The sequence below is a fragment of the Microbacterium paulum genome (genome assembly GCF_015707995.1).
In the GTDB taxonomy this organism is placed as follows: Bacteria; Actinomycetota; Actinomycetes; order Actinomycetales; family Microbacteriaceae; genus Microbacterium; species Microbacterium paulum.
Genome location: NZ_JAAGRY010000083.1, coordinates 1 through 10,436 on the forward strand (window position 1 = coordinate 1; position 10,436 = coordinate 10,436).

Genomic DNA, 10,436 nt, shown 5'->3' on the forward strand with positions numbered 1-10,436 from the left:
CGCCGTGATCAGCACCTGCCGCCCCTTCAGGCCCGGCGCGGGGTCCGGGGTCCATGGGATCAGCGGGTGCAGCAGGCCCACACGGTCGAACAGATCAGGCCGCGCGATCATCACCGAGGCGAGGATATTCGCCCCGTTGGAATAGCCGAAGCCATAGACGGGACGGCCCGGATGCTGCGCCTTGATGCCGTCGACAAAGCTGGCCATCTTGGCGGTCGCCCGCGCCAGATTGGCCATGTCATAGACCCCCTCGCCGGTGCGGCGAAAGAAGCGCGCCGCCCCCATTTCCGACACATCACCGCGTGGCGAGACCACCCCGGCATCCGGCAGCAATTGCTGGGCTCCTTTGGAAGGTGAGATACGGTGTTCGTCACGTTCCACGGTCGTCGCTAAGGCCCCCGGTGGGCATCGGTCGATCGCCCGATGTTCGGGGCTGAGGCACCTCAGATCCGCGGGTCGCGGGCGCGGGGTCAGCCGAAGATGAGCGCCAGGACGGTCGCGCCGCCGCCGACGAGGATCAGCGAGATGATCACGATCCACGCGATCACCCGCGTGCGGCGAGAGCGCTTCTCGACGAGCGCGTCGAACTCTTCGTCGGAGGGTTTCGTCATGGCGCTCAGCCTACGGGCTCGGCGACCGTCGCGCCGAACACGGCGGGAAGGGTCGCCTGCGAGATGCGGCGCAGCTCGGGCACGGTCAGCGTGAAGACGTCCTGCACCTCGAGCGCCGGGTCGTCGCCGTCCGCGGCGGGGTCGGTCACGCCGATGCGCAGCACGGGGTAGCCGCGACCCTCGCAGAGCCCCCGGAACTTCACGTCCTCCTCGCGCGGCACCGACACGATGACCCGGCCGGTCGATTCCGAGAAGAGCGCGGTCGCGGCATCCACCCCGTCGCGCTCCATGATCTCGCGCAGCCACACGCGGGCGCCGACGCCGAAGCGCATGACGGCCTCGGCGAGGGCCTGCGCGAGTCCGCCGGAGGACAGGTCGTGCGCCGACGAGACGAGCTCCTGCTGCGAGGCGGCCTGGATGAGCTCGGCGAGACGCTTCTCGGCCGCGAGGTCGACCGCCGGCGGACGGCCGCCGAGGTGCCCGTGGATCGTGCCCGCCCACTGCGAGCCGGAGAGCTCGGTCGAGGTGACGCCGAGCAGGTAGATGTTCTCGCCGGCATCCTGCCAGCCCGACGGGATGCGGCGGGCGACGTCGTCGATGATGCCGAGGACGCCGACGACCGGGGTCGGGAAGATCGGCACGTCGCCGGTCTGGTTGTAGAAGCTGACGTTGCCGCCCGTGACCGGCACGCCCAGCTCGAAGCATGCGTCGGCGAGGCCGTCGACCGCCTGCCCGAACTGCCACATGACCTCGGGGTTCTCCGGCGAGCCGAAGTTCAGGCAGTCGGTGACGGCGGTGGGCACGGCGCCCGTGACGGCGACGTTGCGGTACGCCTCGGCGAGGGCGAGCTGCGCGCCCGCGTAGGGGTCGAGCTGGCAGTAGCGGCCGTTGCAGTCGGTCGCGATCGCGAAGCCGAGGCCGGATTCCTCGTCGACGCGGATCATGCCAGCGTCGTCGGGGAACGACAGCGCCGTGTTGCCCATGACGTAGTAGTCGTACTGGTTCGTCACCCAGCTCGTGTCGGCGAGGTTCGCGCTGCCGAGCAGGGCCGTGAACTGCTCGGTGAGCACGGCGGGGTCGTCGGTGCGGGGGAGGGCGGCGGCCGAGTCGAGCTGCAGCGCGTCGATCCAGGTCGGGTAGGCGACGGGGCGCTCGTAGACGGGCCCGTCGACGGCGACGGTCGAGGGGTCGACGTCGACGATCTGCTCACCGTGCCAGAAGATCTGCAGGCGCCCGTCGCCGGTGACCTCGCCGAGGACGCTCGTCTCGACATCCCACTTGCCCGTCACCGCAAGGAAGGCATCCAGCTTCTCGGGCGCGACGATCGCCATCATGCGCTCCTGCGACTCGCTCATGAGGATCTCCTCGGGCGTGAGCGAGGGGTCGCGCAGCAGCACGTTCTCGAGGTCGACGCGCATGCCCGAGCCGCCGTTCGCGGCGAGCTCGCTCGTCGCGCACGAGATGCCGGCGGCGCCGAGGTCCTGGATGGCCTCGACGAGCTCGCCCTTGTAGAGCTCGAGGCAGCACTCGATGAGCACCTTCTCGGCGAACGGGTCGCCGACCTGCACGGCGGGGCGCTTGGTGGGGCCGCCGTCGGCGAAGGTATCGGATGCCAGGATGGATGCCCCGCCGATGCCGTCGCCGCCCGTGCGTGCGCCGAAGAGGACGACCTTGTTGCCGGCGCCGGTGGCGTTGGCGAGCTTGATGTCTTCGTGGCGCATGACGCCGACCGCGAGGGCGTTGACGAGGGGGTTGCCCTGGTAGACCGCGTCGAACACGGTTTCGCCGCCGATGTTCGGCAGGCCGAGGCAGTTCGCGTAGAACGAGATGCCGCTCGTCACGCCGTGGACGACGCGGGCGGTGTCGGGGTTGTCGATCGCGCCGAAGCGCAGCTGGTCCATGACGGCGACGGGGCGCGCCCCCATCGAGATGATGTCGCGCACGATGCCGCCGACCCCGGTCGCAGCTCCCTGGAACGGCTCGATGTAACTCGGGTGGTTGTGCGACTCGACCTTGAAAGTGACGGCCCAGCCCTCGCCCACGTCGACGACCCCGGCGTTCTGGCCCATGCCGACCATGAGGCGCGCCTTCATCTCGTCCGAGACCTTCTTGCCGAAGCGGCGCAGGTAGATCTTCGACGACTTGTAGGAGCAGTGCTCCGACCACATGACCGAGTACATCGCCAGCTCACCCGACGTGGGGCGCCGGCCGAGGATCTGCCTGATCTCGGCGTACTCGTCGGGCTTCAGGCCCAGCGCGGCGTACGGCTGCTCCTTCTCGGGGGTGGCGGCGGCGTTTTCGACGGTGTCGGCAACAGGTGTGCTCACGCGGCGGGACTCCAAGACTCGGGAAGCCGGCGGGGGATGCCTTCAGTCTAGTTGCGCCCGTACGCCTGCTCGCGGAAGGATTTCGCCGGCGCGGGATGCTGCTTCCTCGCGAGATGGGGACATCCCGCGCCGACGAAGACCTACGGGGGTGGATCAGGGAGTGAGGTCCGATCCGTCGTCGATCACGCCGATGCCGACCGCCTCGTGGCTCGGCTCACTCGCACTCGGCGAGACGGGGCCGGGCCCGGAGGGACTCGGCGCCGGGGTCTCGTCGGGCGCGGGCGCGGTCGGTTCGCTCGGCGCGGGTGCCGTGGGCTCGGTCGGGGTCGGCACCGTCGGCTCGGCGGGGTTCGGTGCGAGCGGCTCCTCGCCCGGCCCCTTCTCGGTGCTCGGCTCGGTCAGCTGATCGGTGCTCGGCGCGGCGACCTGGTCGGTCGTGGGCGCGTCGGTCGAATCGGGGTTCGCCGCGACGCCGGCGGTGTTCGCCGCGGCTTCGGTCGTGGCGTCGGCGGGTGCGGTGGAGGTGGGGTCGGACATCGCTGTCTCCTTCGGTCGAGGTGTCGGATCGAGTCTGCGCCGCGCATCGGTCCGCCCGCAGGGGGCTTGACAGCGGATGCCCGTTCGATCTCAGGGTCTCGCGTGTGTCGCGGGCCGGTCGTAGAGTCGGCGCATGACCGGCATCACTCCTTACCTGCACTTCGACGGCGACGCCCGCGCCGCGCTCGAGTTCTACCGCGACGTCTTCGGGGGCGAGATCGTGCTGAACACGTACGGCGACTTCGGGCGCACCGACGGTCCCGCCGAGGCCATCGCGCACGGCATGCTGCAGGGCCCGGTCGAGCTCTTCGCGTCGGACACCGCGACCGGCGAAGAGACGACCGTGCTCCGAGGCATCCAGTTCGCGCTGCTCGGCACCGCGGAGCCCGACGTTCTGGAGCGGTGGTTCGCGACGTTCGCCGCCGACGGCGGGGTGCTCGATCCGTTGACGCTCAAGCCGTGGGGCGATCACGACGGGCAGGTGCGCGACCGGTTCGGCGTGACCTGGCTGATCGGCTACCAGGGCTGAGCCGTGATCGATCTCGCGCATCCGCGCGATCTCGTGATGACCGCGGCGATCTTCGGGGTAGCCGCGTTCGTGTGGTCGGGGTGGGCGCAGGAGCAGCCGCCCGCGGGGTGGGTGTGGCGGGCCGTGCTCGCCGTCCTGGGGCTCCTCGGCGTCGCGATGGCGGCCCTGGCGATCCCGGCGGCGGTGCGCCACTGGTCGTCGCCGACGGCGATGCGCTTCGACAGCGGCGCCTGGCGGGTGTACCTCGTCGTCGTGGCGATCGAGGTGGTCGCGTGCGTCGCGCTCGCCGTCTGGGCGAACATCGCTGGCCGCAGCGACCTCATCGCACCGCTGATCCTGGCGGTCGTCGGCATCCACTTCCTGCCGCTCGCGGCAGTGTTCGGTCAGCCGATCATGGCGTGGGCGGGCGGAGCGCTGACGGTTGTCGCGGTCGTCGCGGCGCTCGTGCCGGCATCGGACACGGCGCGGAGCTTCTGGTGCGGCCTCGTCGGCGCGCCGATCTTCCTCATCGCCGGCGGCGTCTGCCTCGTCGCGGGGCTCGCGGAGCTGCGCGCGTGAGTGACGGGGTGGGTGTGGTCGAGGCGTTGCGGGCGCGCGCGGCCGAGCTCGACGCGCTGCTCGCACGCCTCGACGCCGACGACGATGCGGTGCGCGCCGATCGCGCCGACCAGACCGCTGACGACGAGCACGACCCCGAGGGGTCGACGCTGTCGGGGGAGTGGCAGCGCATCGAGGCGCTGCGCCGGTCGACCGCGGCGGAGCGTGCCGAGGTGGACGCCGCGCTGGCACGGGTCGCGGCGGGCACGTACGGCGTGTGCGTCGTGTGCGGCGCCGATATTCCCGAGGGGCGGCTCGAAGCGCGCCCGTTCGCGACGATGTGCGTGGTGTGCGCGGCGGCGTGAGCGGCCGCCCGCAGCGCTGCGCCGTGAGCGCACCGTCTTCGCGCAGCGCAGCGCACGATGCCCGGCGGTGGGCGCAGGTCGGCGCTGTGCGCAGATGGAGGCGACGGCGGGCTCGGCGGACGACGAAGGGTCGCCGGCCGGGGCATCCATCCTCAGCCGCGCGAGTACTCCGCGAAGATGACGCCCGAGGCGAAGGCCTGCGTGCTCGTCGGCGACCACCGTCTCGGCGCGTAGCCGGCCGATCCGAACAGCGGCACCCCGCCTCCGAGGGTCACCGGATTGACCTTCAACGCGAGCCGGTCGATCTCGTCGATCAGCTGGGCTGCGAGCGCTCCGCCGCCGCACAGCCAGATGCCGCCGCCGTCACCCTCCTTGAGCGCGCGCACGGTCGCCGCCGGGTCGGCATCCGTGAATTCGACGGCCTCACTGCCCTCGGGGCGATCGGGTGACCCGGTGAAGACGATCTGGAGCAAGTGCTGATACGGGCTCGGAAGGTACGGCAGGCCGACGTCATAGGTGTTCCTCCCCATGACGACCGTGTCGAAGGGCCCGTTCTCGACCGAGAGTCCCGCCGCCTCGGCGAGCTGCGTCGGTGCCGTCCCTGCATAGTGTTCCCAGATCGCCGCCATGTGGTCGCCCTCCGCGAGGAAGGCATCGAATTCGCCGCCGGGTCCCGCGATGTAGCCGTCGAGACTCACGGCGACGAAGTAGGTCAGTTCGCGCATCGCGCCCTCCCTCGGTGCAGGTGCGGTGACCGCCACCGTATCGCGGCGACGCGGGCCGGCGTCACGCCGGAGCGGTCAGCTCGTCCCTGACGATCGCGGCGCCGGCGCTGAGCGCGCTGAGCTTCGCCTCGGCGACGCCGCGCGCCAGCGGCGCCATGCCGCAGTTCGTGCTCGGGATCAACTTTTCGGCGTCGACGAATTCCAGGGCGCGCCGCAGCACGTCGGCGACCTCGTCGGGCGATTCGACCTCGTCGGTGGCGACGTCGATCGCGCCGAGCATCACCTTCTTGCCGCGCACGAGCTCGATGAGCTCCATCGGCACGTGCGAGTGCTGGCACTCGAGCGAGACGATGTCGATGGACGAGGCCTGCAGCAGCGGGAACGACTCCTCGTACTGACGCCATTGCGAGCCGAGCGTCGCCTTCCACTCGGTGTTCGCCGCGATGCCGTAGCCGTAGCAGATGTGCACGGCGGTTTCGGCGCCGCCTGCGCCCAGGCCCTCCGCCGCCCGCTCGAGCGCCGCGATACCCCAGTCGCGCACGTCATCGAAGAAGACGTTGAACGACGGCTCGTCGAACTGGATGACATCCACGCCTGCGGCCTCGAGCTCCCGCGCCTCTTCGTTCAGGATCGTCGCGAACTCCCACGCCAGCTTCTCGCGGCTGCCGTAGTGCGCGTCGTACAGCGTGTCGACCATCGTCATCGGCCCGGGGAGCGCCCACTTGATCGGCTGGTCGGTCAGCGAGCGCAGGAACCGGGCGTCCTCGACGAACACCGACCGCTCGCGACGCACCTCGCCGACCACCGTCGGAACGCTCGCGTCGTAGCGGTTGCGGATGCGCACCGTTTCGCGCTTCTCGAAGTCGACCCCGCTCAGGTGCTCGATGAACGTCGTCACGAAGTGCTGACGGGTCTGCTCGCCGTCGCTCACGATGTCGATGCCGCGCCGCGTCTGCTCGTGCACCGCGATGCGCAGCGCGTCGCGCCGGCCCTCGGCCAAGGCATCCCCGTCGAGCCGCCACGGCGACCAGAGCTTCTCAGGTTCGGCGAGCCAAGAGGGCTTCGGCAGGCTGCCGACGATCGAGGTCGGCAGCAGCGAGTGCACGGGGGTGTGCGCGGCGGGGCGCCCTGCCGTGTACGCCTGGGCCTGCGAGGCCCCGCTCATGCGACGGGCACCGCGTAGCCCGCGGACCAGCGCTCGAGCACCTCGCGGTGCGGGGTGATGAAGTGCTCGTCGGTGAAGGCGCCCTGCGTGCGGGCGAGACGGCTGCGCTCGTCGCGGTCGTAGTCGACCCGCGTGCGCGAGAAGTCTGCCGCGTCGAGGCTCGGCCGGTAGACGGCCGGCGCCGCGGCGTGCGCGTTGTAGATCTCGGGGCGATAGATCTTCTGGAACGTCTCCATCGTCGCGATCGTGCCGATCAGCTGCAGGTCGGTGTAGTCGTTCAGCAGGTCGCCGCGGTGGTAGAACGCGAGCGGCGCGACGCTGCCCTCGGGCAGGAAGTACCGCACCTGCAGCCCCATCTTGGCGAAGTACCGGTCGGTGAGTGAGAAGTCGTCCTGCAGGTACTCGACGCCGAGCACCGGATGCCTGTTCGCCGAGCGCCGATACGTCTTGCTCGTCGACACGCTGATGCACACGACCGGCGCCTGCGCGAAGCGCTCGCGGTACGCGACCGAGTCGAGGAAGTGCTGGAAAAGCTTGCCGTGCAGGTCGCCGAAGTCGTCGGGAACGATCGGAGCGCCGCTGTCGCTGCGGGGGCTCGCCGGCAGCAGCACGCTGAAGTCGTAGTCGCGCACGTAGGACGAGAGGTTGTTGCCGACGATGCCGTGCCGGCGGACCCCCGTCCACCGGTCGAGGATGTGCACGTCGAGCACCTCGAGCAGCGGAAAGCGCTGGTCGGTGCCCGCCGCCTGGAACTCCACCTGGGCCGACACGATGTCGAGCTCGAGGCCGTACCGGTCGCCGTCGGGGTTGTCCCAGCGGGCGAGGTCGTTGAACCGGCGCTCGATCATGGTCAGTGCCGCGCGCAGGTTCTCGCGCCGATTCTCGCCCCGCGCGAGATTCGCGAAGTTGGTCGTCAGGCGCGAATCGTCCGACGGGCAGTAGTCCTCGTCGAAGCGGGTCGTGGCGATGCTGAAGGTGAACTCGTCCGGCATGGATCCATGGTCCCCGGCAGCCTTCGTTATCGGGTAACTCGCAGTGTCTATAAGGACATATAGCCTGTCCCTATGGCCAAGGCATCCAGCGGCGTCACGTTGCAGCAGCTGCAGTACTTCATCGAAGTCGCAGCCGAGGGGTCGATCTCGGCCGCCGCCGACGTGCTGTACGTCGCGCAGCCGACGATGTCCGCCGCGATGAAAGACCTCGAAACCCGCGTCGGCCGGGCACTCCTCTCACGCTCGTCGCGGGGCGTCACGCTCACCGCTGACGGGGCGGAGTTCCTCGGCTACGCCCGCCAGATCGTCGAGCAGGTGGGGCTGCTCGAGCAGCGCTACCTCGGCCGGCCGCCGTCGCGACGCCTGCTGGGTGTATCGACCCAGCACTATTCGTTCGCGGTGGATGCCTTCGTGCGCATGGTCCGCAGCTCCGGCGCCGCCGAGTACGAGTTCTCGCTGCGCGAGACGCGCACCTGGGAGATCATCGAGGACGTCCGGACACTCCGCAGCGAAGTCGGCATCCTCTATCGCAACGACTTCAACCGGAAGGTGCTCGACAAGCTCATCCGCGACTCGGGGCTCGCCTTCCACCCGCTGTTCGTCGCCGCGCCGCACATCTTCATCTCGCGGCGGAACCCTCTCGCCGCGCGCGGCCGGGCGACCCTCGCCGACCTCGCGGACCTGCCGCGGCTGACGTTCGACCAGGGCGCGAACAACTCCTTCTACCTCGCAGAAGAGATCCTCTCGACCCTCTCGAGCGCGCGAGAGATCCGCGTGTCGGACCGTGCGACGATCTTCAACCTCATGATCGGTCTCGACGGGTACACGATCTCGACGGGCATCATCAGCGGCCAGCTCGACCCCGAGATTGTGGCCGTGCCGCTCGAGGTCGACGAGCGGATCGAGATCGGCTGGCTCGGCCACACCGCCGTGCCCCTCACCGACCAGGCGCAGCGCTACCTCGACGAGGTGCGCGCCGTCGTCGCGGGGTTCGGGGTGGAGGTTCTGGGCTGAGGTTCCTCAGGTCTCGGCGCCGGCAGCGTGTCAGCCGGCGAGATCCCACGGGTTGAGAAGCGCTGCCCCTGTGCGCTCCATATCTCGGAGGTTGCGTGTCACGAGCGTCAGCCCGTGGGCGAGTGCGGTCGCTGCGACGAGGGCGTCCATGTCAGGCATCCGGTCGGGGAAATGCAGGCCCGCCGCGACCAGCGCGACGCGTTCGTCGACCGCGAGGATGCGCCCAGCGAACAGCGGTCGCACCGCGTCGTCGAGCCACAGGCGCAACCGCGCCCCCCTCGCGGGGTCGCGGCGTTCGCTGTGACGTACTCCGCGATCGAGTTCGAGGATGGTGATCGCGCTGATGGCGAGGTCACCTTCAACCTGTTCGGCCATCCAGCGGTCCAGAGAGGGCGAGGCCCCCTTGTAATGATCGCTGATCACGTTCGTGTCGAGCAGGTACTTCACAGCTCGGGCACTCGGCTGTCGTCGATCGTGCGGCCGGGCAGGTCGAAGTCGACGGGCTCGCCCTGCGCCTTCAGTCGGGTGCCCACTCGACGTCCACGGCCGGTGATCTGATCGAACAGGGCAGACGTGATCAGCACATGTGACGGTCGTCCGTGATCCGTGATGGTGACCGGCTCGATTTCTGCGGCGCGCTTTGCGGCGCTGACGTCGTGGTTGAAGTCTCGACTGGAGATCGTGGGCATGACCCCCTCCGATCAATGTAGGAACAGTACCTACATTCTACGCGAGGTCGGCTCGAGCGGGAAGGACGTGACGCCCGACGTCAGTGATGGATGCCAGCGAGCGCGAACTGGCGCACGGGCGCCGCGATCGTCGCAGTGCACGTCGACAGCAGCGGCTCCGACAGGGTCTCGCGGAGCGTCACGACGACATCGCCCTCCGAGCCGGCGAGCCGCACGTGGACGAGGTCGCTCTCGTGCTTCTCGCCGAGCGGCGCCCAAGCGTCGATGCGGTCGTCGCCGAGTTCGGCGCGCGCGAACGCCTGCGCGGCCTGCACGGGCATCGAGAAGGCGGTGCGCCCGCGGAAGCTTTGCGGCACGATGCGGCCGCGCGCCGCGGCATCCACGATGCCGGCGACCTCGTCGGGCATGACCCGCCCGTACGACAGCCCGTGCGGCAGCAGCAGCATCGTCGCGGCGAAGCGGTCGCCGCCGAGGTGCGAGCACTCCCAGGTCTCGTCGGGGTACGCGGCCGCGAGGGCCGTCACGACCGGGCGCCCCTTGACGGCGCAGCACTGGTCGTGGCGCGCGTGGGTGCAGACGAGGTAGACGGGCGAGAGGGATGCCTCGCCGGTGTCGCTGTCCGTGTCGAGCGGCACGGTCAGCAGATCGTCGGTCGTGGGCGCGAAGCCCCAGCGCACCCCCTCGTGCCCCGGGCGTGCGTCGACGAGCGCCCAGCGCCACCCGGTCGTCGCCCGTCGCGCGTCGGCGCGGCGAGCCGGACGTCGGATGGCGACCGGGCGCACCCCCGCAGATTCTGCGCGGCGCACCAGCGCGCGCCCGATCACAGGGTCCAGGCGCGACTCGAAGAACGCGTCGCGCCCCCACGATCCGTCGATCTCGACGAGCAGCCAGCGCCGGCCGAGGCCCGCGGTGCCCGCGACCGGATCGCCGCGCTCGGCCGAGCGG

The 10,436-nt window shown here is 70.2% G+C and carries 14 protein-coding genes; 4 read left to right on the plus strand and 10 right to left on the minus strand.

What is annotated here, in order from left to right:
* The 4 genes from G3N18_RS14540 to G3N18_RS14555 all read right to left on the minus strand — a co-directional run.
* Positions 1-381 (minus strand): alpha/beta hydrolase (locus tag G3N18_RS14540; RefSeq protein WP_420827105.1); only part of this gene is annotated, 381 nt, incomplete at its 3' end.
* Positions 382-470: 89 nt separating this feature from the next.
* Positions 471-611, minus strand: coding sequence for a hypothetical protein (locus G3N18_RS14545; protein WP_196384989.1), 141 nt, complete (start codon positions 609-611; stop codon positions 471-473).
* Positions 612-616: 5 nt separating this feature from the next.
* Positions 617-2,938 carry a phosphoribosylformylglycinamidine synthase subunit PurL gene (gene purL, locus G3N18_RS14550; RefSeq protein ID WP_338038626.1) on the minus strand — a complete coding sequence of 774 codons (2,322 nt, stop codon included), beginning with the start codon at positions 2,936-2,938 and terminating at the stop codon, positions 617-619.
* A 153-nt stretch (positions 2,939-3,091) separates the two neighbouring features.
* Positions 3,092-3,475: a hypothetical protein gene (locus G3N18_RS14555; protein ID WP_230404214.1), complete on the minus strand. Its 384-nt coding sequence runs from the start codon at positions 3,473-3,475 to the stop codon at positions 3,092-3,094.
* A 133-nt stretch (positions 3,476-3,608) separates the two neighbouring features.
* Here G3N18_RS14555 and G3N18_RS14560 point away from each other — a divergent pair, with 133 nt between their 5' ends.
* From G3N18_RS14560 to G3N18_RS14570, 3 genes are read left to right on the plus strand one after another with little or no spacing between them, the layout of a single operon-like run.
* Positions 3,609-4,004: a VOC family protein gene (locus tag G3N18_RS14560; protein ID WP_196384991.1), complete on the plus strand. Its 396-nt coding sequence runs from the start codon at positions 3,609-3,611 to the stop codon at positions 4,002-4,004.
* 3 nt (positions 4,005-4,007) lie between these two features.
* On the plus strand, positions 4,008-4,562 hold the full coding sequence (locus G3N18_RS14565) for a hypothetical protein (RefSeq protein ID WP_196384992.1): 555 nt from the start codon (positions 4,008-4,010) through the stop codon (positions 4,560-4,562).
* On the plus strand, positions 4,559-4,906 hold the full coding sequence (locus G3N18_RS14570; protein WP_338038628.1) for a TraR/DksA family transcriptional regulator: 348 nt from the start codon (positions 4,559-4,561) through the stop codon (positions 4,904-4,906). Before G3N18_RS14565 ends, G3N18_RS14570 begins: the two co-directional genes overlap by 4 nt.
* Before the next feature lie 152 nt (positions 4,907-5,058).
* Here G3N18_RS14570 and G3N18_RS14575 read toward each other — a convergent pair whose 3' ends face one another.
* From G3N18_RS14575 to G3N18_RS14585, 3 genes are all read right to left on the minus strand, one after another.
* A complete protein-coding gene (locus G3N18_RS14575; RefSeq protein WP_196384993.1) occupies positions 5,059-5,631 on the minus strand; it encodes a dihydrofolate reductase family protein in 573 nt (190 codons plus the stop codon).
* A gap of 61 nt (positions 5,632-5,692) precedes the next feature.
* A complete protein-coding gene (locus G3N18_RS14580) occupies positions 5,693-6,736 on the minus strand; it encodes a methionine synthase (RefSeq protein ID WP_196384999.1) in 1,044 nt (347 codons plus the stop codon).
* A gap of 56 nt (positions 6,737-6,792) precedes the next feature.
* The gene (locus G3N18_RS14585; RefSeq protein ID WP_196384994.1) at positions 6,793-7,788 is read right to left on the minus strand and encodes a putative oxygenase MesX; all 996 of its coding nucleotides are present in this window, start codon (positions 7,786-7,788) and stop codon (positions 6,793-6,795) included.
* A 72-nt stretch (positions 7,789-7,860) separates the two neighbouring features.
* Between G3N18_RS14585 and G3N18_RS14590 the strand changes: the two genes are divergently transcribed.
* Positions 7,861-8,802 (plus strand): LysR family transcriptional regulator, encoded by a 942-nt coding sequence (locus G3N18_RS14590; protein ID WP_196384995.1) that lies wholly within the window; start codon positions 7,861-7,863, stop codon positions 8,800-8,802.
* 30 nt (positions 8,803-8,832) lie between these two features.
* Here G3N18_RS14590 and G3N18_RS14595 read toward each other — a convergent pair whose 3' ends face one another.
* From G3N18_RS14595 to G3N18_RS14605, 3 genes are all read right to left on the minus strand, one after another.
* On the minus strand, positions 8,833-9,249 hold the full coding sequence (locus G3N18_RS14595; RefSeq protein WP_196384996.1) for a PIN domain-containing protein: 417 nt from the start codon (positions 9,247-9,249) through the stop codon (positions 8,833-8,835).
* Positions 9,246-9,491, minus strand: coding sequence for a type II toxin-antitoxin system prevent-host-death family antitoxin (locus tag G3N18_RS14600; protein WP_196384997.1), 246 nt, complete (start codon positions 9,489-9,491; stop codon positions 9,246-9,248). The genes G3N18_RS14595 and G3N18_RS14600 overlap by 4 nt, the downstream gene beginning before the upstream one ends.
* An 80-nt stretch (positions 9,492-9,571) precedes the next feature.
* Positions 9,572-10,436, minus strand: an 865-nt coding sequence (locus G3N18_RS14605) for a sucrase ferredoxin (protein WP_206693295.1), incomplete at its 5' end; no start/stop codon positions are given.